The organism is Candidatus Syntrophosphaera sp. (assembly GCA_019429425.1).
In the GTDB taxonomy this organism is placed as follows: domain Bacteria; phylum Cloacimonadota; class Cloacimonadia; order Cloacimonadales; family Cloacimonadaceae; genus Syntrophosphaera.
This window is the reverse complement of record JAHYIU010000001.1, coordinates 1-23,634: the sequence shown is the minus strand read 5'-3', so window position 1 is coordinate 23,634 and position 23,634 is coordinate 1. Positions and strand designations below refer to the sequence as shown.

The 23,634-nt window shown below is 57.9% G+C and carries 21 protein-coding genes; 19 read left to right on the top strand and 2 right to left on the bottom strand.

Going from position 1 to position 23,634, the window contains the following annotated elements:
• Positions 1-11: 11 nt before the first annotated feature.
• The 3 genes from K0B87_00105 to K0B87_00095 all read left to right on the top strand — a co-directional run bounded on the left by K0B87_00105 (position 12) and on the right by K0B87_00095 (position 2,733).
• Entirely contained in the window at positions 12-884 is an 873-nt protein-coding gene (locus tag K0B87_00105) for an OadG family protein (GenBank protein ID MBW6513147.1), read from the top strand.
• Positions 885-888: 4 nt separating this feature from the next.
• The gene (locus K0B87_00100; GenBank protein MBW6513146.1) at positions 889-1,602 is read left to right on the top strand and encodes a biotin/lipoyl-binding protein; all 714 of its coding nucleotides are present in this window, start codon (positions 889-891) and stop codon (positions 1,600-1,602) included.
• Positions 1,603-1,671: 69 nt separating this feature from the next.
• On the top strand, positions 1,672-2,733 hold the full coding sequence (locus K0B87_00095; protein ID MBW6513145.1) for a sodium ion-translocating decarboxylase subunit beta: 1,062 nt from the start codon (positions 1,672-1,674) through the stop codon (positions 2,731-2,733).
• Between the two features lie 19 nt (positions 2,734-2,752).
• Here the strand turns inward: K0B87_00095 and K0B87_00090 are convergent, their stop codons facing one another.
• Positions 2,753-4,009: a glycosyltransferase gene (locus K0B87_00090; protein MBW6513144.1), complete on the bottom strand. Its 1,257-nt coding sequence runs from the start codon at positions 4,007-4,009 to the stop codon at positions 2,753-2,755.
• A gap of 4 nt (positions 4,010-4,013) precedes the next feature.
• Positions 4,014-5,144: a glycosyltransferase family 4 protein gene (locus K0B87_00085; protein MBW6513143.1), complete on the bottom strand. Its 1,131-nt coding sequence runs from the start codon at positions 5,142-5,144 to the stop codon at positions 4,014-4,016.
• A 557-nt stretch (positions 5,145-5,701) separates the two neighbouring features.
• Here K0B87_00085 and K0B87_00080 point away from each other — a divergent pair.
• The 16 genes from K0B87_00080 to mnmE all read left to right on the top strand — a co-directional run bounded on the left by K0B87_00080 (position 5,702) and on the right by mnmE (position 23,271).
• Positions 5,702-7,162: an NADP-dependent malic enzyme gene (locus K0B87_00080; protein ID MBW6513142.1), complete on the top strand. Its 1,461-nt coding sequence runs from the start codon at positions 5,702-5,704 to the stop codon at positions 7,160-7,162.
• 10 nt (positions 7,163-7,172) lie between these two features.
• Complete coding sequence (locus K0B87_00075) at positions 7,173-8,066, top strand: flippase-like domain-containing protein (protein MBW6513141.1); 894 nt, start codon at positions 7,173-7,175, stop codon at positions 8,064-8,066.
• Positions 8,054-9,361 (top strand): methylenetetrahydrofolate--tRNA-(uracil(54)-C(5))-methyltransferase (FADH(2)-oxidizing) TrmFO, encoded by a 1,308-nt coding sequence (trmFO, locus tag K0B87_00070; GenBank protein ID MBW6513140.1) that lies wholly within the window; start codon positions 8,054-8,056, stop codon positions 9,359-9,361. Before K0B87_00075 ends, trmFO begins: the two co-directional genes overlap by 13 nt.
• Positions 9,354-9,689: a DUF3795 domain-containing protein gene (locus K0B87_00065; GenBank protein MBW6513139.1), complete on the top strand. Its 336-nt coding sequence runs from the start codon at positions 9,354-9,356 to the stop codon at positions 9,687-9,689. Before trmFO ends, K0B87_00065 begins: the two co-directional genes overlap by 8 nt.
• A 2-nt stretch (positions 9,690-9,691) precedes the next feature.
• On the top strand, positions 9,692-10,540 hold the full coding sequence (locus K0B87_00060) for a hypothetical protein (protein ID MBW6513138.1): 849 nt from the start codon (positions 9,692-9,694) through the stop codon (positions 10,538-10,540).
• A gap of 22 nt (positions 10,541-10,562) precedes the next feature.
• Entirely contained in the window at positions 10,563-11,891 is a 1,329-nt protein-coding gene (gene hflX, locus K0B87_00055; protein ID MBW6513137.1) for a GTPase HflX, read from the top strand.
• A gap of 55 nt (positions 11,892-11,946) precedes the next feature.
• Complete coding sequence (locus K0B87_00050) at positions 11,947-12,603, top strand: CoA transferase subunit A (GenBank protein ID MBW6513136.1); 657 nt, start codon at positions 11,947-11,949, stop codon at positions 12,601-12,603.
• Between the two features lie 7 nt (positions 12,604-12,610).
• Positions 12,611-13,252, top strand: coding sequence for a CoA transferase subunit B (locus K0B87_00045; protein ID MBW6513135.1), 642 nt, complete (start codon positions 12,611-12,613; stop codon positions 13,250-13,252).
• A gap of 75 nt (positions 13,253-13,327) precedes the next feature.
• Positions 13,328-14,281 carry a DUF523 and DUF1722 domain-containing protein gene (locus K0B87_00040; protein ID MBW6513134.1) on the top strand — a complete coding sequence of 318 codons (954 nt, stop codon included), beginning with the start codon at positions 13,328-13,330 and terminating at the stop codon, positions 14,279-14,281.
• 443 nt (positions 14,282-14,724) lie between these two features.
• The gene (locus K0B87_00035; GenBank protein MBW6513133.1) at positions 14,725-15,435 is read left to right on the top strand and encodes a YggS family pyridoxal phosphate-dependent enzyme; all 711 of its coding nucleotides are present in this window, start codon (positions 14,725-14,727) and stop codon (positions 15,433-15,435) included.
• Positions 15,432-16,067: a glycerol-3-phosphate acyltransferase gene (locus tag K0B87_00030; protein MBW6513132.1), complete on the top strand. Its 636-nt coding sequence runs from the start codon at positions 15,432-15,434 to the stop codon at positions 16,065-16,067. The genes K0B87_00035 and K0B87_00030 overlap by 4 nt, the downstream gene beginning before the upstream one ends.
• Before the next feature lie 52 nt (positions 16,068-16,119).
• Positions 16,120-17,022 (top strand): phosphatase PAP2 family protein, encoded by a 903-nt coding sequence (locus K0B87_00025; GenBank protein MBW6513131.1) that lies wholly within the window; start codon positions 16,120-16,122, stop codon positions 17,020-17,022.
• On the top strand, positions 17,019-18,050 hold the full coding sequence (locus K0B87_00020) for a conjugal transfer protein TraF (protein MBW6513130.1): 1,032 nt from the start codon (positions 17,019-17,021) through the stop codon (positions 18,048-18,050). Before K0B87_00025 ends, K0B87_00020 begins: the two co-directional genes overlap by 4 nt.
• A 12-nt stretch (positions 18,051-18,062) precedes the next feature.
• Positions 18,063-20,027 (top strand): BatA domain-containing protein, encoded by a 1,965-nt coding sequence (locus tag K0B87_00015; protein ID MBW6513129.1) that lies wholly within the window; start codon positions 18,063-18,065, stop codon positions 20,025-20,027.
• The gene (dxs, locus tag K0B87_00010) at positions 20,024-21,886 is read left to right on the top strand and encodes a 1-deoxy-D-xylulose-5-phosphate synthase (GenBank protein MBW6513128.1); all 1,863 of its coding nucleotides are present in this window, start codon (positions 20,024-20,026) and stop codon (positions 21,884-21,886) included. Before K0B87_00015 ends, dxs begins: the two co-directional genes overlap by 4 nt.
• Complete coding sequence (mnmE, locus tag K0B87_00005; GenBank protein ID MBW6513127.1) at positions 21,886-23,271, top strand: tRNA uridine-5-carboxymethylaminomethyl(34) synthesis GTPase MnmE; 1,386 nt, start codon at positions 21,886-21,888, stop codon at positions 23,269-23,271. The genes dxs and mnmE overlap by 1 nt, the downstream gene beginning before the upstream one ends.
• Positions 23,272-23,634 lie beyond the last annotated feature (363 nt).

The following is a 23,634-nucleotide window of genomic DNA, read 5'->3' as shown; positions in this document are numbered from 1 at the left end:
GAGAGATCGCGATGCCCAAAACCATTTCCCTCCTGATCCTGGCCCTGCTTGGCGCTGCCTTCCTCTTCGCGCAGGTGGATGACACTCCCCCACCTACCATCGAGGACCTGCAACTGCAGATCCAGGCCATGTCCGACAGCCTGCTGCAATTCCGCGAGCAGGAGATCTACAGCGAATACGGATTCCGGGACACGGACAAACTGGAAGACGTTGCCGCGAAGCTGCAGATCGCCAACATTGCCCAGTGGAAAAGCTATCTGGAGATCGAGCCGGAAAACGAAGTGCTGGACAAAATGAGCCTGCGCAAGCTGGGGATCTCGCCCTATCGAGCCTTGCTGGCACAGCAATACAGCATCTACGGCTTCACCGAACTCAGCACCCTGGATGAGCTCGCGGCCCAGAAACAACTGCCGATCAAGAAACTGCGCCAGTTCGCGGGCATAGAAACCACGGACAAGAGTTACGACAACCATTCCCTGCAAGCCTTGGGAAAGACAACCCTGGACATGGTCGAGTTTGAGGAAACCTTCAATGAGAACCGGATCGGCTTCGGGCTTTCCATCACCGCCGTGGGCGTTCTGATGGTGTTTTCCGCCCTGGCGATCACGGCATTGGTCATCAGCCAGTTGCGCCACCTGAACAGAAAACCCAAACAGGCAGACCGGAATTTGGTCCTGGACGCCAAAGGCAATGTCATCGCCCAGCCACATGACATGAACAGCGACGTGATCGCCGCGCTCATAGCCGCCCTGCACCTCCACAAACAGAGCATCGAAGACCAGCGCAGGCTGTTGCTCACTTTCCGGCGCGCGCATTCCGACCAATGGCGCAGCAGCGCGGTCCTCAACATGCCGAACCGGGACATCCTGCGCACAAGGAGATAGGACAATGAAAACCTATAAACTGATCATCGGCGGGCAAAGATATGAGGCCCAGGTACTTGAATACTCGTCCGACCATGCCAAGATCAACATCAACGGCACCGACTACCTGATCCAGATCGAGGACGACACCCAGTCCCAGATCCCCGTTCTGCCCCAGCAGGAAAAGGCAGTGCCTTTGGCCGCGGCTTTTTCCAGCGGTTTTTCCGCCGATACCGGAGAGATCCGCGCGCCGCTGCCGGGTGTGATTTCCTCACTACGGGTGCAGGAAGGTGACGCGGTGAAAAAGGGCCAGACCATCCTGGTTTTGGAGGCGATGAAGATGGAATCCGAGATCGCCGCCCCGGTTGATTGCGTGATCGGCAGCATCCACGTGAAAGAGCACGCTCCGGTGCAGGAAGGCGACCTGCTGATGACCCTGGAAGGGGTCGAGATCAGCGCCAAACAGGTCGCCAAACCCGCGCGCCAGCAGGCTTCCCCGGCCCCGGCGGAAACAAAGACGCGGGACGGTATCATCCGCGCCCCGCTGCCCGGCACGATCATCGAACTCAAGGTCCGTCCCGGCGAGACGATCAGCGAGCAGCAGGTCCTGCTCATTCTGGAAGCGATGAAGATGGAATCCGAGATCCATAGTTCCCTGGCCGGCAAGGTCAAACAGATCCATGTGCAGAAAGGCGATTCCGTGCAGGAAGGCGATCCCCTGGTCGAACTGGAGGCATAGAAAGTGGACGAACTGTTCCAGATCCTCAATACCACGGGCTTCGTGAACTTCAGCTGGGGCAACATCCTGATGATCGCGGCCGGCATCGTCTTCATCTGGCTGGCCATCTCCAAGCAGTTTGAGCCTCTTTTATTGGTTCCCATCGGCTTCGGCATCGTGGTGGGAAACATCCCCGGCATGCTGCAACAGGGCCTGGGCGTCGTGAGCGAAGGTTCGGTGCTCAGCTATCTCTATTTCGGTGTAAACAAGGGTGTTTATCCCGCGCTGATCTTTCTGGGGATCGGGGCGATGACGGATTTTTCCACCCTGATCGCCAATCCCAAGCTGATCCTGCTGGGCGCCGCGGCCCAGGTGGGAATCTTCGGAACCTTCATCGGAGCGCTGCTTCTGGGCTTTAATGTTCTGGAGGCCGGTTCCATCGGCATCATCGGCGGAGCGGACGGACCCACATCCATTTTCCTCTCCTCCAAACTGGCCCCCCACCTGATCGGGCCGATCGCTCTGGCAGCCTATTCCTACATGGCTCTGGTGCCGGTGATCCAGCCCCCCATCATGAAACTGCTCACAACTCCCAAAGAACGAGTGATCCGGATGAAACCGCCCCGCCAGGTGACCAAGAAGGAAAAGATATTCTTTCCGATCGTTGCCTTTATGGTGACTGCCATGATCGCCCCGGGCGGCGTGGTGCTGCTGGCCATGCTCTTTCTGGGCAATCTGCTCAAGGAATGCGGGGTCACTGAGCGCCTTGCTTCCACGGCCCGCACGGCTTTGATCGATATCGTGACCGTGCTGGTGGGCTTCACGGTTGGCGCCAAAACCACTGCGGACGTATTTCTAACCCCCCGTGCCCTGGGGATCTTTTTCCTGGGAGCCTTTGCCTTCGCGGTCGCCACCGCCATGGGCGTGCTGTTCGCCAAACTGATGAACCTGTTTGTGAAGGACAAGATCAATCCCCTGATCGGAAACGCCGGTGTATCCGCGGTTCCGGCCAGCGCCAGGGTTTCCCAGATGGTGGGCCAGAAATACGATCCCACAAACTTTCTATTGATGCACGCCATGGCCCCAAACGTAGCCGGAGTGGTGGGTTCAGCCGTGGCGGCGGGTGTGCTGCTGGGGATCTTGGGCAGTTAAACCTTTATTCAGAAAAGCTTTACACCAGCGACTTCAGCCGCCTGGCCAAGGCTTCGATCTGCTTTTCCCGTTCCAGTTCCAGCGGGATCGAATATTCCTTTTGCCCTGAAATAAGCAGGCGTTTCAGGCAATCATAGATGCTTTCCGCGGATTCCATGGCGCAGATGAAGTCCTGGCCGTGGGCGCGCAGCAGCTCCGCGGCTTCTTTGTGATCCGGGACCATCGCCAGGATGGGCTTTCCGGCGCGCAGGTATTCAAATACTTTGGAAGTCAGCGTCCCGCGCGGCGAACTGCTGTTTATCACGAGCAGAAGGACGTCGGAGGCCTGCATCCGGGCCAGGGCCTCTTTATGCTCAAGCTGGGGAACTATCTCGATCATGCCGTCAATCCCGCTGGTGGATATCTCAGCCCGGGTTTCCCGGAAAAAGTTGCCATAGAGCCGGATGCGGGTGTTTGCTGGCAGCAAATTTTCTTCGCGGAGGCGCTTTACGGCCGCGTAAAAATGCTTCAAGCTCCGGCGCGCGTAGATGTTGCCAAAATAGGCCAGGGTAAATTCATCAGGTTTCTCAACTTCTGGAAGGTCCTGATAATCCCCGGCATCCCAACCGTTGTAGACGGTTATCATCTTGTCTGCCAGGTCTTTGCCAAAGGCGGCCGCGGCATCTGTCCCGATTCCCCGGGTTGCGGTGACGATCAGGCTCGCGTGGCGATAGATCTTTGCCTCCCAATGCCTTGAGAACCTGCGGTGGAGGGCTGAGACCTGCAGTTCGTAATCCGTCAGTAGGTTCCAGTAATCGCGCAGATCGACCACCAGGGGAATCCCGCTTGCCCGGGAAAGCTTGTAAGCTCCGAGCGCGGAGGAGAAAGGCCCCAGGGATACGTAGATGAAATCGTAATCCGCGGTGGCCAGCGCTTTCCGGCCAGCCCTCACCAGATATGGGTTCCAGCCGATCTTGTCGTCGATCGGATAAAGGCGTCGCACCCACAGCTTGATGTGTTCCGGGGTGTTCATGTACAGGCCGGAAACCTTCTTTGCTCCGCCGGTCCGGGCTCTTTTGACCAGAGCCATGGGATCCAGCGAGGCGGTGCGGAAGATCCGTTTTTCGGCGCATTCGCCCAGCAGGGATGCGTCTCGGTAGAGGTATTCCAAATCCCGGAGCGTGATCACGTCGCATTCGATGCCCATCCGGGCCAGGTATTTGACCGTCTTGACGTTGCGCAGGACTGCCGGGCCACCCAAAGGGGGATAGAAATAGCTGATATAGAGGATGCGCATCTTATTATGGGACAAGCTGTTTGACTACGCTGAAGAGGCGGGGCTCGATCGCTTCCCAGTTGTAGTTGTTTTCGATCAGATCTCGGGCGCGCCGGCTCATTTCCTGATATTCGCTTGGCTTCAAGCGTAAAAGTTCGCCTGCGGCATTGGCGATCGCGGCCGGCTGGAATTCGCAACAGAGGCCGACCCGGTTTTTCTCCACCAGATCTCGCATCAGGGGCGTATTGATCGAAATCACGGGCAAGCCGGCGGCAAGGTATTCCAGAACTTTGAGCGGAACGGCCTTGCGCATCCTGCGGTTCAGCGGATTGAAGATCCAGAGCCCCACCCGGCTTCGCTTGAGCAACAGCCCGATCTTTTCGGCCGGGATCCAATTCTGGTAATAGACGATGGCATTGAGGCTCAGGGTGTTGATCAGGGTGTCGAATTCCCGCTTGACCTCATCCGAAAAGAACTTGCCCAGGATCAGGACGTTCAGGCTGGGAAATTCGCGCTTGAGCAGGCTCACGCTGCGCAGGACCTTGAACACGCCGCGGTCGGGAGTGATCCCGCCGATGTAGATGAGGTCGAAATTCAGGCTGCATATGGTGCTGAGGTCTGCCGGCGTCTCGCAGGAATAGTCCCAGACGTTTTTGACGGGATAATTGGGGATGGTGACGGCCCTATCCCGCAGACGGGAAGGGACAAGCTGGTCCAGGATCTCGTCGGATACCGCGATGGTGGCGTCGGAACGCCGCTCCAGCCAGCGCTCGAATCCCAGATAGAGGGTCTTGAGCAGCCAGCTGAAAGGTGGCCGGCTTCGCTCAGAAAAGGCGTCGGCAAAGAACTCATGCACGTCGAAGATCACCTTTGTGCCCAGTTTCCGGCGCAGCGCCAAGCCCACAAACATGGTCAGCGGTTCCACGCAGATCACCACGTCCGGTTTGATCTTCCGGGCTTTCTGATAGAGCAGGAACAGCGCGTACCAACTTGATTCCGTGTCCACGACCACCTGATAGGGATTGACCGCGTCGTTGCGCACCCCGCTCGCGCAGATCAGATGCACCTCGCCCTGCTTGGCCAGGCTGCGCGCCATTTTGTAATACAGGCGCACGTCGGTCGTGTGGTGGGAGTTGCTCACGATGCATATCTTCATTTTCAAGTCCTTCTCTCCAAACGCTTGTTTGTTGCAAATGCTTTGCTGTCAAGACTTTTTTCGCCTCTGATCTCAACCGGGGGAGAGCCTGGCACCGGATTTTCCTACTGACACCCTTCTTTCCTGATCGGGATGAACACGGCGTTAGGCCTCTTGGATCAAGGCTTCCGGACGTTTTGCCTGCCGCAGATCCACAGAACTTTATGCCATGGCCCCCCTTATCAATACGGTGTCAATACGGACTCATTACGGACTTTGTCCGTAATGAGTCCGTATTGACACCGTATTGATCAAGAGAGGGCAAGGGATAAATGCATGGCGAAAATATAGTTATCTGTGATCAAATGAATATAATAGTGCATCGTATGAGGAGGCGAAGGGCGCTTGGGACAGGAAGGGAAAAACACGCAATTGGCTCTTAAGGTACTGATAAGAATGATTTTAAGAATACCTGTAAGCCCAGTCCATCCTAAATTTGCCCCACCTCGCGTAAAGTAGATTGACAACAATCACCCTATTACAAAACTGGTTTTTCCAAAAAAGAACAGGATTATTAAATGGATGAACTGCGCAGTGACCTGGCCAATCTGAGAGAATATTTTGCCGCGAATTTCCCTCCCGGGCAGCGGGCGGAGGCTCAGACCGCGTTTCTGAAAAAGCTCTCCGAACTGATGCACCGCCACTACCGGGGCAAGATGCAGACCCTGCCCAAGGCTGGGATCTGGGATTTCAATTGGTTCAATGTGTGGTACACTCCAGGCGTATCCAGCGTTTCCACCACCATCCGCGACGACCAGGACGCATCCTTTGAGCTGAGCAACCGGGGCAACCTCGTGGCCGTGGTCTCAGACAGCACAAGGGTTTTGGGCGATGGAGACTGCGGCGTGGCCGGCGGAATGGGGGTCATGGAAGGCAAGGCGATGCTGATGAAGTATCTGGCCGGGCTGGACGCCATCGCGCTTTGCGTCAACGACCGCGGTCCGGACGGCAAGCCGGATCCGGCCAAACTGATCGACTTCGTGAAAATGCTGGAGCCCAGCGTGGGCGCGGTCAATCTGGAGGATATTTCCCAACCTAACTGTTACCGGGTTTTGGATGAACTGCGCCAGTCCTGCGCCATCCCGGTCTGGCACGACGACGCCCAAGGCACGGCCTGCGTGACTTTGGCCGGCTTGATCAACGCTTTGCAGCTGGCTGGAAAGAAGATCGGAGAGATCCGCGCGGTGCTCTTTGGAGCTGGAGCTTCCAATACCACGATCGCCAGTTTCCTGCTCCAGAGCGGGCTCGATCCGGACAAATTGATCATGTTCGACAGCAAGGGCGGACTCCATGCGGGACGCGAAGACCTGGCCCGGAACCCTGATAAATTCAGGCAATGGGAGCTCGCGCGGATCAGCAATCCGGGGCGGATGCAGACAATGGAAGAGGCAATTGAGGGGGCGGATGTTTTAATCTCGCTTTCCACGCCTGGACCGCGCACCGTGAAACCAGATTGGATCAGGCGCATGGCGGCCCGCTCGATCGTTTTCGCCTGTGCCAATCCGGTCCCGGAGATCTATCCCCATGAGGCCAAAGCCGCCGGGGCCTTCATCGTGGCCACCGGACGGGGCGATTTTGCCAACCAGATCAACAATTCCTGCGGCTTTCCCGGCATCCTGAAAGGCTCTCTGCTCGTGCGTGCAAGCAAGATCACAGACGCGATGGCGATCCGGGCGGCCCATTCCCTGGCTGATTTTGCCGCCGCGCGCGGTATCTCAACTGACAGCATCATTCCCCGCATGGATGAGTCAGGGCTTTTTGCCCATGTGGCAGCGGATGTGGCGATGCAGGCCATACAGGACGAAGTGGCGCGGCTGCCCCTATCCCGGGATGAGGTTTATGCCTTGGCCGACGCTCAGATCCATGCTGCACGTTCCCTCTGCCAGAGCATGATGGAGGATGGAAGCATCGATAAGCCGCCACGGGATCTGGTTCTACAAGCCTTGGAACATGCCCGGAAGAGTGTTCTGCCGGCTTAGAGGGCGTTTTTTGAATAAGAAAGTAAGCAACATCCTGATCTTTGCCCTCAAGATGGGGATAACCGTACTGATCCTGTGGAGCATTTTCCGCAAGATCGACATGGCGATGGTCTTTGCCAGCATGTTCAATCTGCCCCCCTGGCTGCTGCTGTCCCTGCTAAGTCTGTCTTTGTTTCGTCATTTGGGGCTTGCCCTGGTGTGGGGCTGGTCGCTGCAGATCAATCCCCTCTACCGACCGAACTGGCCTGAGGTTGGCAGATCATATCTGATCGGCCAGGCGCTGCGTTTCGCCCTGCCCGGAGGTTTGGGCTTGGTGGGTAAAACAGCCTTTATAGACAACAGCAGTGTGCGGGATTCAGCTTATGCCTTTCTCTATGAGCGCACCCTGGTGACCTGGGCACTGCTGCTTTTTGCCGCTCTGTCCTTGATCTTCCTCCCCATTGGCATACCTCTCGGGCTCAGATTGGCGCTGCTGATCGGGCTGGCGACTTTTCCCATCTGGGGCTATTTCCTGCTGGCCCTGAACAAGCACTGGAAGGACCTCCGCAAAGCCTCTCTGCGCCCCGCCCCGCGCATTGTTGGACTCCTGATCCTGACCACGCTGCTCAATTATCTGCAGTACTGGCTGATCCTGATGCGGACCCAGCCCGTCAATTTTGCCGAAGTGCTGACGCGGATGAGCCTGTCCAACATCTCCCACAGCATCCCGATCACCTATGCCGGGCTGGGATTCAAGGAAATTTTCGCCATCCATTTCCTGTCCGAGATCGGCCTCGCCCAGGAACAGATTGTGGGCAGCACCCTGATGGTCTTCATCATCCATGAGGTACTATCCGGACTGGTGGGCGCGCTGATTTTCTTCACTTTGAAAAAGCTTCCGGGACACCTGCATTGGCGGCGATAAACATCATCGGGGCCGGCCTGGCTGGCAGCGAGGCCGCGCTGTATCTGGCAGACTTGGGCCTTCCGGTCCGGCTCTACGAGATGCGGCCGGACAAAATGACCCCCGCCCATCAGACAGGCCTGGCGGCGGAACTGGTGTGTAGCAATTCCCTCAAATCCACTCTCCTGGATACCGCGTCCGGCTTGCTGAAGGAAGAGGTTCGCCTGCTGGGATCGAAGCTCCTCCCTATCGCCGAAAGCTGCTCCGTGCCGGCGGGTCACGCTTTGGCCGTGGATCGGGAGCTGTTTGCCCAAACAGTTAGCGATCGTATAGAACAGCACCCCCGGATCGAACTCATCCGGGAAGAAGTATCCAAATTTCCCGAAGGGGCCTGCATACTCTGCACCGGACCGCTCACCTCCGATGACCTGATGCGTGAACTGCAAAGGCTTCTGGGCTCTGAACAGCTCTATTTCTTCGACGCCATTGCACCCATCGTGTCCGCGGACAGCCTGGACCTCAGCAAAATATACCGCAAAGACCGCTATGACAAGGGCGACGCGGATTATCTGAACTGCCCTTTCACCCGGGACGTGTACTACGCCTTCGTGGATGCCCTACTGGCCGGCGAAAAGCACCAGGCGCGGGAGTTTGAGAATGAGTTTTTCCGGGAACTGGAGTTTTCTTACTACGAGAACTGCACCCCCATCGAGGAACTGGCCCGGCGGGGCAAAGACACTCTGGCGCACGGGGTTATGCGTCCCATGGGCTTGGAAAAGGATGGCAAGAAACCCTTCGCGGTGCTGCAACTCAGGACGGAAAACAAGGACCAAACCGCCTACAATCTGGTCGGTTGCCAGACCATGCTACGCTATCCGGAGCAAAAAAGGATCCTGAGGATGATCCCCGGCTTGGAACAGGCGGAATTCCTGCGCTACGGCTCCATCCACCGCAACAGCTATCTGAATGCGCCGCAGGTCCTGTATCCCAACCTGACTTTGAAAAACGCCCGCAACGTCTTTGTGGCCGGGCAACTGAGCGGGGTGGAGGGCTATATGGAATGCGTCGCCACCGGGCTTTTGGTAGCCAAGATCCTGGCCGAAGGGATCGGTATGCTGCCGCCGGAAACGATTCTGGGCCAGCTCTGGCGGCGTTTGATCGATCAGGCCACCAAAGGTTTTCAGCCCCTGAACGCCAATTTCGGCTTGCTTCCCGCGTTGGAAACCCCCATCAGGGACAAGAAGGAAAAGAAACTGAGCCTGTCCCGGCGCAGCCTGGCGGCTCTGCAAATATATCTGGGAGAAGAAGATGACTAAACCAAGCTCGGCCTGCGGACTTGATTGCCTGGCCTGCGAATGCTATCTGGCCACCAAGTCCGGAGACACGGAAAAGAAAGCGGATATCGCCATCCGCTGGAGCAAGAATTACGACACCCAACTAACTGCTGCAGAAATCAATTGCGATGGCTGCATGAGCGAGGGCGTTCATTTCAACTGGTGCAACAACTGCCCCATCCGCGCCTGCGTGGTGGGCAAAGGATTCCAAAGCTGCGCGGAATGCGGGGATTTCCCCTGCCAGACCAACGCATTTCTCTACCAGGCGGTTCCCGCGGCCAAGGAAAACATCGAATCCCATAGGAGTTAAACATGGAAAAGATACTCATCCTTTGCGTTTTCGGCTTGCTGATAGTAATCGGCCTTCTGCGCGCCGAAGACGTTATCGATCCCGCCACATTCTGGCAGGAAGGCTACAGCGTGCAAAAAACCGCCATCACTCCGGAGGCCGGCGCAACCAGCATCCGCGCCCAGGTGGACAGTGATTGGCAGGATTTCCCATTGGTGGAGTTCCCCCAATCGTTTTGGGACTGGAACAGAAACCAGCGCAGGGAATATCTGGACATCTTCCGCGAGATGCTCACCAAGGGCCGGGAAGCCACGCGCAGCCCGCAACTCGCCGGACCGCACAACGGGATAGTCGCCACCTACGGCGCCGCGCGCAAGGACTCCCGCTTCAAGCTCAACAACGCCATCAAGGGCATGGGCTTTTTGCCGCCAGAGGACAAAATCGCGGAACTGATCGCGCTGCTGCGGGCCAACATGGAAGAGGGCCTGGACGTCAAGCTGGACATCCTGGACAGCCTGTATATCAACGCGGAAAAGAACTTCAGCCCGAACCGGCTGGTTTCTCTGGAACTCTATTCTGAGCCGGGCTACAACACCCAGACCTTCATCAACCAGATGCTGAATCCCGCCTGCGTAACGGTCTGGATGGACATCCCCACCTTCAAGGTCAAGCAGATCGCGCGTTTGCTGCATCCGCTGGATCCCAAGCTCAGCACCTACGAACGCCAGGTGGTCCAGTATGTCAACCTCATGCACAGCTTTTTCCACGGCGAATATCCCCGCGACTGTATCGCCGTGATCTATTACAATGTGGAGATCTACGACAGTTCGCCTGGCAGGAAGGACGCCCGCGGCACCAAGATCAGCAACTGAGTAAAACCTTTACAGGAGAGACATGCGCGACGAAGAAAAAGACTATCTGGTGGAGGAATACGACCTCGAGCAGGAGTCCTGGGAAGACCTGGAGAAGCAGGACAAGACGGCTTTTCTGGCGGCCATCATCCGCCAGGGCGAAAGCGAAACTGACGTCAACGATTCCCTGGACGAACTGGAAAGGCTGGCCGACACAGCCGGGATCGAGGTTTTGGGCCGCTACACCCAGAGGCGCAACCACCCCGAGCGGGGCAGCTTTTTCGGCAAAGGTTTCCTGGAAGAGACAAGCTACAAGATGCATCAGGCCGGGGCGGACGTCCTGATCGTCAACGAGGAACTGAATCCGATCCAGGCCCGCAATATCGAAAAGGACCACAGCATCCGCGTCATCGACCGCACCGAGGTGATCCTCTCCATCTTCCACGACCATGCCCGAACCCGCGAAGCCAAGCTGCAGGTGCGTTTGGCCGAATTGCAATACCAGCTTCCCCGCCTGCGCAGGCTATGGGGCCATTTTGACAAGGAACGCGGCTCGGCACGGTCGGCCGGCGGCACAGCCACGCGAGGAATGGGCGAAAAGCAGATCGAGATCGACAAACGCCTGATCCGCCAGCAGATCCGCAAGATCAACCAGGCCATCGAAACCATCAAGCATCAGAAAGAAACCCAGCGCAAGCAGCGCGGCAAAACCAAGAAGATCTGCCTCGTCGGCTACACCAATGCCGGCAAATCAACTCTGTTCAACGCCCTCACCGAGGCCGGCGTGCTGGTTGAGGACCGCCTTTTCGCCACTCTGGACTCCACCTCAAGGCAGCTCAAGCTCTCAGTCTCATTTCCGGTCGTGATCTCAGACACGGTGGGCTTCATCTCGAACCTGCCCCACCACCTGGTTGCCTCATTCAGCGCGACTTTGATGGAGGTCAACGACGCTGATCTGCTCCTGCATATCGTGGATGTTTCCGACCAGCGGCACGATTATTACATGGAACAGGTGAACTGTGTCCTGGCCGAGATCGGGGCCGCGTCCATCCCGCAGGTCCTGGTCCTGAACAAGACTGATCTGGTTGAGGGCACCTACCTCACCCTTGTTAAGAGGCGCCATCCTGAGGCGATCACCATCTCCGCGCTGGAAAGGGAGCGCATCGAGGACCTGCTGCAAACCGTAGAGGCCAGCCTGTTCCAAAACCAGCTCTGCAAGATGCTTTTGCCATACGACAAGGGCGCCCTGGCCTCGCTGCTGCACGAGATAGCCGTGATCCAGGCCGAGGAATACCGCGCGGACGGGATCTATCTGGAAGTGCTGCTCAACAGCGAGGATGTCCACCGCGTCCAGGACTATCTATTGACATAAAGCGGCGGGTGTTTTTTCCTGCCCACAAATATCATTCACACCCCAAGGAGAAGCAATGTTCAAGCTGATAACGGCGGAAGAAGCAGCCGCCATGATCGAACCGCACAGCCGCGTCGCCATCGGAGGATTCCTGGCTGTGGGGGCCCCGGAGACCATCATTGACGCCATCGTGGCAGCCGGGACCAAAGACCTGCATATGATCGTCATCGCCTCGGACTGGGAAAACCGCGGCGTGGGCAAGCTGGTGGTGAACCATCAATTGAAAAGCGCCCAGGTTTCCCACACCGGCACCAACCGGGAGATCCAAAACCAGATGAATTCCGGCGAGATCAAGGTCGAGCTGATACCCCAGGGAACCCTGATGGAAAGGTGCCGTGCCTACGGGACCGGACTGGGCGGGATCCTCACCCCCACGGGTCTGGGAACCGTTGTGCAGGAAGGCAAGCAGATCATCAACATTGACGGCAAGGACTACATCCTGGAGCCCGCGATCCCCAGCGATTTTGCCATCATCCGCGCCTGGAAGGCCGACAAGGCGGGAAACCTGATCTACCGCAAAACCGCGCGCAACAGCAATCCCATCATGGCCATGGCGGGCCGAACCACCATCGCCGAGGTCGACGAGATCGTGGAAGCAGGCGAGCTTGATCCGGAGCAGATCGTAACTCCCGGCATCTTCGTCAATTACATCATCATGAGCAAGGAGAATTGAGATGGCCATGGACAAACGCGCACAGATCGGAGCCCGCATCGCCCGCGAGCTGAAAGACGGAGATTACGTGAACCTGGGCATCGGACTGCCCACCGAAGTGGCCAACCACATTCCCCCGGGAGTGCATGTCGTCTTCCAATCCGAGAACGGCATCATGGGCGTGGGACCCGCTCCGGAAGCGGGATTTGAGGACGCCGACATGATCAACGCCGGCGGGGGTTTCATCACAGCCCTGCCGGGAGCTTCTTTCTTTGATTCCGCCACCAGTTTCGGCATCATTCGCGGCGGGCATCTGGACATGACGGTGCTGGGCGCCCTGCAGGTCGACCAAGAGGGAAACCTCGCCAATTGGATGATCCCGGGCAAGCTCATTCCCGGCATGGGCGGCGCCATGGACCTGGTGACTGGGGCCAAGCAAGTGATCGTGGCCATGGAGCATTGCGACAAGCACGGCAATCCCAAGATCCTGAAACAGTGCACTTTACCCCTCACCGCCAAAGGCCGGGTCAACCTGATCGTGACGGAAATGGCGGTTCTGGAGGTGACTCCCGAGGGCCTGGTCCTCAAAGAGGTGAGCGAAGGTTTTTCCGTGGATGACGTGCTCAAAGCCACCGAGGCCGAGCTGATCATCCCGGCCAACCTGAAATAGTTCTCAAAACATTTAACCCCTGGCGGCCGCGATACAGAACTCGCGGCTGCCTTATCTATTCCATATGGAGGAGAAGTGGAAGAAGTATTGACCCTGGGCATCAGTTCCTGTTTGCTGGGCAACAAGGTGCGCTACGACGGGCAGCACAAGTATGACAACTGGCTGGTGGAAACCCTTGGCAAATATGTATCTTACGTTCCTGTCTGCCCCGAGGTCGAATGCGGCCTGCCCATCCCCCGCGAGGCCATGCGCCTGGTTGGCAGCGCGGACAATCCCCTCTTGCTGACCACTCAGACCGGCATCGACCACACCCAGCGAATGCTGGATTGGAGCGCTAAAAGGCTCCAGGACCTGGCTGGAAAGGAACTCTGCGGCTTCGTCTTCAAGAGCAAATCCCCCTCCAGCGGCATGGAACGGGTCAAGGTCTATCCAGCCAAAGGCGGAGCGGCCGAGAAAAAGGGCGTGGGAATCTTTGCCCGCCAATTCATGAAAGCCTTTCCCCTGTTGCCCGTGGAGGAGGAGGGCCGGCTGCACGATCCCGTGCTGCGCGAGAGTTTCATCGAGCGCATCTTCATCATGCAGCGCTGGCTGAAGCTGCGCAAAAGCAAATTCACCCCCGGCAGCCTGGTCGATTTCCACACCCGCCACAAACTCCTGCTGATGGCCCACAACCCCCAGCTCTACAGGGAAATGGGCAAACTGGTGGCATCCGTCAAACAGCACGACCCGGAGGAATTTGCCCGCCTCTATCTGGAAAACCTGATGCGCGCCACCTCATTCCACGCCACCCGGGCCAAGCACCAGAACGTGATGCAGCACATCCTTGGCTATTTCAAAGAGGACCTGACCCCGGCGGAGAAAGCCGAAATGCTCGAACTGATAAGCAATTACAGGTCCGGCCTGCTGCCCCTGATCGTGCCCGTCACCCTGATCAACCACTATGTGCGCAAATACGGCCAACCCTATCTGGCCCAGCAATACTACCTGAACCCCCATCCAATGGAGCTGGCCCTGCGTAACCACGTCTGAGTATCAACCCGGCCCAGATTGGCCAATTTATGGCCATAGATAGTTTAAAAGCAGAACATTAGCTTTGGCTCGGGCAAATATAATTCACAGTATAGTGTCAAAGCTATTCCAGACTGCAGCTTAAGCATGCCATACCCCTGTCGCCCCCCTTATCATTACGGTGTCAATACGGACTCATTACGGACAAAGTCCGTAGTGAGTCCGTAATGATAGCGTAGTGATCGGGAGGGGGAGGAGTGGTTCAAAACTTGAGTAAAAGCTGGATTTGTATGCCCATGTCCTGACAGGCATAAGCGGCGGGAGATTCTGCTTGACAGCCAGTGGCTCAGAGGAAAATGGCTAATAAGGCCTGATCTTGATCAGAAACCTGCTGCCGGATGCAGCCGGCCTCTACTGAAAGCAAGATCCCAAAAGGCTTTGCAGATTATTTAACGGGAGCGATGATGCCCACCCTTGCGGACAATATCAAACGGGTGCAGGAAAAGATAGGGAACAAGCTGAGCCAGCTTGGCCGGGCCCCGGATGAGGTGACTTTGGTCGCGGTGACCAAGACCCATCCGGTGGAGACGGTCGAAGATGCACTGCGCCTGGGAATCGGCCACATCGGCGAAAACAAGGTGCAGGAAGCCCTGCGCAAGATTCCCATGCTGAACGTTCCCTACCAGGCTTTTCACTATATCGGGCACCTGCAATCCAACAAGATCAACAACCTGCTGAGCCTGAAACCCTTTCTGATCCAATCCGTGGACAGCCTCTACATCGCCCAGAAGCTGAACCGCCACCTGGGAAGCAAAAACCTCACCCAGGATATCCTGATCCAGGTCAATACCACCTCCGAAGAATCAAAAAGCGGGGTCAGTTTTGACAACGCCCTGGATATGATGTGGCAGATCGCGGCCCTGCCTTGCCTGCGGGTCCGGGGCCTGATGACGATCGGGCTGATGAGCATCGATCCGGAACGCACGCGGCCTTATTTCAGGCAGTTGCGGGAACTGGCAGCCAAGATCGGCCAGCAGGCGATTCCGGGGGTGGAGATGAAGTATCTCTCCATGGGCATGAGCGACGACTATCTGGTGGCCCTGGAAGAAGGCTCGAACATGCTACGGCTGGGCTCGGCCCTGTTCGGGGCGCGTAATTACGGAGATCCGCGATGATGTATCTGATCATGTTCCTGACCGTTGTGGTGGCCTACTGCTACGGCTGCTTTTCCACGGCCCGGCTGCTGGCCAAGACCGCGCGGTCATTGAATATTTATAAGATCGGCACCGGCCTGGCTGATACCGAAAACATCTACGCCAATGTCAGCAAACCGTTGGGCATCCTGGTGGGCGCTCTGGACATCCTAAAAGCTCTGCTGTTCCTGCTGGTGGTGGAATACGGCCTCAGAGCGCTGTTCCCCACGGGGGAATTCAGCCTGCTCCACGACAAGAGCGTCATGCTTGTCTACGGCCTGGCGATGCTGATCGGGCACTGCCTGCCCGCCGTTCACAGGTTTCGCGGGGGCCGGGGGATATTCACCTACACGGGCTTTCTGCTCTATTTCGCGCCGGGTCCGATGCTGGTGGCCCTGATAGTGGCCTGGCTGATCGTGCTGATCTGGAAGCAGATCCGCTTCGCGCAATATGTGATCGTGATCCTGCCGGTGCTGCTGACGCACGTGTTTTACACCTTCATTCCCCTGTTCCGCAAGGAGTTGCCGCCCTATTTCGTGGCCATCATCTGGGGCATCGCGATCCTGATGGGGGCTCTTAACTTCATCGTATCCAAGAAGATGGGCGAATTGTGACATGGGCAGCGGACAGTCGATAACCACACCCAGGTTGAGTGGCACGGCGGAAATGAATGGGCTCCGTCCCTGGCTGAGCCCGATCGACAAGATCACTCTGGCCTTTTGCGGCTGGATGCTCCTCTACATGCTGGTGGGCATCATCCTGGGCAGGGCGGAGAGTCCTGAATTCTACTATCCCAGCTATCTCTCGATCTTTACTGGAGTGCTGCTTCTGGCCTGGCTGGAAAGGAGCCTTGGCGCGGCCATGAAACCCGGATTGCTGAAGGCCCTGCAGTTCGCGCGGGGGATATATCCCGTGGCGCTGTTCGGTTTTTTCTACACTTCGCTGCACTCCGTGAGCCTCATCGCCTTCCAGGACTGGCTCGATCCCTGGTTCATGAGCATCGACCACAAGCTCTTCGGCTACTATCCTTCCCTGGTCTGGGGCCAAAGATACGACACGCCGTTCATGCAGGAGCTTTTCCACTTCGCCTATTTCTGCTACTATCCGATGATCGGCGGCCTGCCGGTCTATTTCTGGTTCAAGAACAGAAAGGCCTTTGGCGAACTGATCTTCAACCTTACATTTGTGTTTTACGCCTGCTATTTCTTCTACAGCCTCATCCCGGTTGTGGGGGGCAGGTATTTTCCTGAAGCATACCAACTTGCCCACGCGTACCGCCACGGCCCTTTCACCCACATCATGGCCTTCATCTACAACCACAGCGGGCATTGGGGCGGGGCATTTCCCAGCTCTCACATCGCCATCACGCTCGTGCTCACCATCGCCGCCCTCAAATACGCGCGCAAGCTGGGCTACCTGTTCGTGATGATCTCCTTTTTCCTTTCCCTGGCCACGGTTTTTTGCCATTACCACTGGTTCATCGACGCGGTGGCCGGGATCTTCGCCGGCGTGCTGGGTTATTTCGCGGCTGATTGGGTCCGCACCAAACTGCAAAGAGAGAAGTTATGAAACACCTGCTGCTTTTTCTGGCCCTGGCTTTGAGCCTGGCCCTGTCGGCCCAGCAACCGGCGCTTCCCGTCACCACCTTCGATTACGCCATCCCGGACAACAACGTTTCCCCGATCTGCATCGGCATGGGCGGGCTGAACGTGACCAACGCCGGGGATTTTTTCGCCAGCTATTCCAATCCGGCTTTGATCGGCGCCAACACGTACAGTGCCCTGCTGACCTCATTCCGGCTGAAAAATGAAGAAAACCTGAGCTTCTGGGAAGCAGCCTCGATCAGCAACGCGCTGCGGGACAAGCAGTTCAAGTATTTTACCCTGTTGGCGAAAAACACCGCCTGGACCTATCAGCCCGTCGCCAGCGTGCATATCGTCGATACTTACGCAAACCGGAGTTACCGCTATTACGACTACCAAATGGACAAAGTGCAAGTATCCCTGGCGGGGCGTGACGATTCCTGGCAGCCGGTCAGCTTCGGCCTCAATCTCAAATACCTCACCGGCAGGCTGGTCTACCAGGTTTACAACGTGCCCGGGGAAAACGATGTTTTCATCGACGACAAGATCAAAGGCTTTTCCACAGACCTGGGCGTGACCATGGACGCGGGCAGCATGACCTTCGGTGTGAGCGGCTACGACCTCTTTTCGCGCCTGTACTGGGAAAACTACCCATCGGTCCCAATCCAGCGCCGGATGGGCATCGGAGCGCAGTACAATTCGGACAACATGATCCTCAAGGCCGGCCTGCAGGGCAAACTGAGCCAGTCTACGGACACCACCTACCACTTCGGATTCCAGTATCTCTGGGACTGGAACAGCCCCGGTTCCCCGGGCAGGGAGAATGTCAATCAGGGCATAGTCCTGCGCCTTGGCATGTACAGCCACGATTTCTATGGGACGAGCAACATCAATTACACCTTCGGCACCGGCTACAACTACAACGTCTTCCGTTTCGACTTCTCCATGAACAACCAGGGCATGAAGATCAAAGACAGCGAATACCTCTTTTCCCTGGGAGTGGGAATGCCTTAAGCCATGGGCGGATTGAGCTTTTTAAACTCCGGGCTGCTGCTGTTCACGGCAGCCACCATCCTGCCCCTGATCATCTGGCTGCTGGCCAAAAAGAAACCCAAACGCGTCGTCTTTCCAACCCTGCGCTTCATCAAGGCCAGCCAGGAACAGGAGAAAAAGCGCACCCGCCTGAAAAACATCCTCCTGCTCATCATCCGCATGCTGATCATTTTGCTGGTGACCCTGGCGGCGACCCGTCCGCTGCTTCAATCCAAACATCTGAAACCTGCCCAAAAACACCCGCCCACGGCCATCGCCATTCTGCTGGATACCTCTTTCAGCCTGGATTACGTGCGTGAATCCCGGAGCGACCTGGACCGGGCGAAGGACGCGGTCCGGGAGATCGAAGCCCTCTGCACGCCGCAGGACAGGCTGGTCCTGATCACTTCCGATGAGGCTTGGAACCGCCTCCACGCCCAGATCTATGCCGGCTCTTTTCCCCAGGGCCTGATAAGCCAGATCGGGGTGACCTATTCTCCGTTGCCTCTGGCAAACATGGTCAGCCTGGCCGAGGAAAAGCTGCGCGAAACCCAATTGGCAAATCGCGAGCTCTATCTGATCACCGACGGCCAGAAGCAGGAATATCCAGTTCCGGAGGGGCAAAACCTCAATGTCATCAACATCGCCCAAGACCGCGAGTTCGACAATCTGAGCTGTTCTGGCGCGGCCGTGCTGCCCCAGCTGGTGGAAAAATCCCGCCGCCAGAGCATTGAGTTCAGGCTCAGCAATCACGGCGCGGAGGACCGCAATGAAGTGCTGGTCAAGGTTGTGCTCGGAGATGCCAAGGTCGCCGAGAAATTCGTCAACCTGCCCGCGCGCCAGACCGTCAACCAGAGCATCGTGGTCGACATCCGCCAGGATGGCTGGCAAAGCGGCTACGTCGAGGTCATGGACGACCGCCTCGAGCACGACAACCGCAGCCATTTCGCCTTTCCTTTCCAACTCGCGCCCCGGGTGGCAGTCATCTCAGACCGCGCCGCCTTGCCACTCTATCTGAGATCGCTGCTGCAGGTTTACACTGGCCCCGGTGGCCGGATCGACGTCCTGGATCCCCAGAGCATCAACCTGGCCACGCTGAACCAGTACCAGACCTTCGTTTTGCAGGCTTCGACCCATCTTTCCCCCAAACTGCGCGAGTTGGTCGAGACCCTGCGGTCCGGCGGCCGCGGAGTGCTCTTCTGCCTCGACCAAAACCTCAGCCCGGAGCAGAAAACCTGGCTGGGTGGACTCTTTGGCGTCAGCATCGGCGCTTTCCAGGCCCGGGAAGGGAGCATCGGTTACGTAAATCCCCACCATTTCACCACTTCGCTGATGGCAGGCAAGAACATCCAGTATAAGGGGATAACGGGTTTCTGGCAGATCTCCGGGACCGATGCCACGACCCTTCTGGCCGGTGGAGGCGATGTTTTCGCCCTGGCCAAAGACAACTTCCTGCTTTGGAACTTCGATCTGGCCAGCCAGCGCTCCGCATTCTTCTTGGATGCCGCCTTTGCCGTTTTTGCCTATCGCAGCCTGGAATACACCAGTTCCATCATTGCCTCAGGAGAAAGCCATGCCTTGGGCGATGCCGTCAGCGCCCATCAGGTCGTGCTTCCCGACGGAAGCGTCCTGGTCCTGGCCAACCGGACACACACACTCGCCCAGCCTGGAATTTACACCCTCAGGAAGGCCGACGGCTCCGAAACCCTGCTGGCTGTGGACACGCCCCGCCAGGAAAGCGAATTTGAGCCCATGGACTACAAGGGCCTGAAGAACGTCAAACTCTTGGGCGCCAACTGGCAAAACGCCCTCTTTCACACCCGCTTGGGACACGATCTCTGGAAAATACTGATGGCGGCGGCACTGCTGCTGGTTGTTTTGGAGATCATCCTGGTCAAGGCCGAGGAACTGCGTCCCACCTCGGCAGCCAAGAACCCTTCTACAGGGAGCACAACATGATCCTGGAAAAGCTAAACGACCCCGCGGAGATCAGGAATCTCAAGCCAAACGAGCTTGAGCTCCTGGCCCGGGAAGTGCGCAAACGCATTGTGGACGTGGTTTCCCACACCGGCGGGCACGTCGCGCCCAGCCTCGGAGCGGTGGACCTCACCATCGCCCTGCTGAACGTTTTTGACCCCATCCATGATCGCGTCGTCTGGGACGTTGGCCATCAAAGCTACGCTTGGAAGATCCTCACCGGACGCAACGACCGTTTCGACACCCTGCGCAGCCTGGATGGGATCAGCGGTTTCACGAACCGGGATGAAAGCCCCTGCGATGCCTTTTCCACAGGCCACAGCAGCACTTCCGTCTCCGCCGCATTGGGCCTTTCCTGCGCCCGCGACCTGCTTCGGGAAAAGGGCCACAGCATCGCCGTGATCGGGGATGGAGCCCTCACCGGCGGCATGAGCTTCGAAGCCCTCAACCATGCGGGCCACCTCCAGAAAGATAAATTCCTGGTGATCCTCAACGACAACGCCATGTCCATTTCCAAAAACGTGGGCGGCCTTCAGAAATACCTGGCCCGCATGATGGCCAGCCGGCCCTACAACACGATGAAACAGCAGATCTGGGATCTCAGCACCACCCTGCCCGACAATCTGCGCCGCCGTTTCATCCTCGGCGCCCAGAAGCTCGAGGAATCGATGATGAACATCCTCGTGCCCAGCATCATCTTCGAGGACCTGGGCCTCAAATACGTCGGCCCCATCGACGGCCACGACATCGAACTGATGTGCACCATGCTCCGCCGCATCCAGCGCCACATGGTGGGCCCGGTCTTTTTGCATGTGGTCACCCAAAAAGGAAAAGGCTACGCCCCGGCGGAGAAGAACTCCTCGCTGTTCCACGGCGTGGGGCCCTTCGAGGTGCGGAACGGAAAGCAGGCCTGCAGCGGAACCGAAAGCTGGAGCGAGGTTTGCGGCCGCAATCTGTGCTCAATTGCCGCTGCGGATCCCAATGTGGTCGCCATAACGGCCGCCATGACCTCCGGAACGGGGCTGGCGGATTTTGAAAAGAGATTTCCCAAACGCTTCTTCGATGTCGGCATCGCCGAACAGCACGCCGTCACTCTCGCAGCCGGCATGGCCTGCAAGGGCATCAAGCCGTTCGTGGCAATCTATAGCACCTTCCTCCAGCGCGCCATGGACCAGGTCATCCACGACGTCGCCCTGCCCCGCCTGCCAGTGGTTTTTTGTGTCGACCGGGCTGGATTGGTGGGAGAGGACGGAGCCACGCACCACGGCGCCTTCGACGTTTCCCTGCTCAGCGGGATCCCCAATCTGGTGCTCCTTTCACCTGCCACCGCGGAAGAACTGGATGCCATGCTGCGCTTTGCCTCCACCTACAAAGATGGCCCCGTCGCCATCCGCTATCCGCGTGGAGCCGCGCCCTGCGGGGGCAAGGAACTGGGAAAATTCACTTTGGGCAAGGCCCAGACCGTGCATAAAGGCGCGGAAATCGCTTTGCTGGCCGACGGAGGCGCTTTGCCGGTCGCATCCCAGACCTGGGAACTCCTGACCCGGGAAGGCCGCAAACCCTGGCTGGTAAACCTGCGCAGCCTCAAACCCCTGGACGAACCACTGCTCCGCAAACTGGGGGAAAGCTGCACCCATGTCTTCACTTTCGAGACCAACGCCATCATTGGCGGAACGGGTTCCCGCGTCGCGCAGTTGCTCGCGGAGTATCCCTGCAGGGTGATCAATTTCGGCTATCCGGACAGTTTCATCGCCCATGGCAAGATCTCCGAACTCAACGCCCGGATCGGTTTTACTCCGGATAAGCTGCTTGCTGAGATCAAAAAACACCTGCCAGCCTGATGCACAGCCAAAGTGATCCCATCTGCGCCCAGATCTCCCCACCGGGCCACGCCGCCATCAATGTCCTCCGGATCAGCGGTCACGGCAGCATCGGCATCGTGGCGCAGTTTTTCCAGCCCCGGGCCAAATTGCTGAAAGCCCCATCGCACCGCGTTCTGAGGGGCACTTTCCACGACCGGGAGGGCAGGGCCCTCGACCAGGTTCTCTGCACCGTTTTCCGCGCCCCGCTCAGCTACACGGGCGAGGACAGCGTGGAAATATCCTGCCACGGGAATCCGCAGATCGCCTCCAGGATCCTGCAAAACCTGCTTTACGACGCCCGTCTGGCCGAACCGGGGGAATTCACCCTGCGCGCCCTGCTGAACGGAAAGCTCGATCTGATCCAAGCTGAGGCGGTCAACGACCTCATCACGGCCAAAAGCAGCAAGGCCGAAAGCGCCGCCCTGATGCAGGTCCAGGGAGGATTGTCCCAACATCTGCAGGCGCTTTTGACAGCCATCACCGAAGCCCGCCTGCGCTGCGAACTGGCCATCGATTTTGCCGACCAGGACCTGCCCCAGATCGATCTGGATGACCTCCAGGAGAGGATCAATGGCATTCTGGAACAGGCCAAAGCCATGCACAGCGAGGGTTCCCAGGGCCGCTACATCCGCGAGGGCATCCGCGTCTGCCTGGCCGGAGCGCCCAATTCCGGCAAATCCTCGCTGTTCAACGCTTTCCTGAAGTTCAACCGCGCCATTGTCACCCCCCATCCCGGCACCACGCGCGATTACCTCGAGGAATCGGTATCGCTGCGCGGCTACACCCTCGTTTTATACGACACCGCGGGCCTGCGCGCCAGCTCGGACCTGACAGAAAAGGAAGGCATCGACCGCAGCCGGGACCTGATGCAAAGCGCTGATCTGGTGCTCTATCTGGTGGAGGCGGGATCCGGTCCAGCCAGTTTGGAAGAAGTCCCCTTGCCTGAAGCGATCAGAACCAAAACCCTCTGGCTGTCCAGTAAATACGACCTCGTGGCGGATGAAAACGGCGCGGAGACTAACCCTAAAGTCCGCGACGGTTACTCGCCCCAGGCCGGAATCCCCGTCTCGGTGGTCAGTCCGGGCGGCCTGGATGCCTTGCAGGAAGCCATCCTGAAGCGTTTCGAACTGCCTCTGGACGAACTGGACCATCCCCTGCTCACCAACGCGCGCCATCTGGCGGCTCTGGAACGCTGCGTCTCCGCCCTGGAAAAAGCGCAACTGGCCTTGCGCAAAGAGGCCGGCTTCGAATTCATCGCCTTCGACCTGATCACCGCCAGCAAGGCCCTGGAAGAGATCCTCGGCATCGTCACCACCGACGACCTGCTCCAGCAGATATTCTCTTCCTTCTGCATCGGCAAATAAGGCTCTCTTTCAAATCAAGCGGATCAATTAAGGCTCATCAAGTAAAATCAGCCCGGAGGGCGACAGATCATAGCGGTGGATGCAGAACGACCGTAGGAAGTGCAGCCCCCCGACCCAAGCCCCAACGTAGATGTGATCCCCGGAGAGTGCGACACAACAATAAGACACAGGATTGTTTTCTTCTGTCGCGCCCTCCGGGGCTCATGGATGCTGACGTTAACTGAAACGGGGGGCTCCGCTTTCCACCCCACAAGCTCGCTTCGCTCACTTGCGAGGACCCCGGTTTGCTGCGCACCCACCGCTATGATATGTCGCCACCTCCGGGGCTCACCCACTAAGTTTAAAAGAGAGCCGCGAATAAAT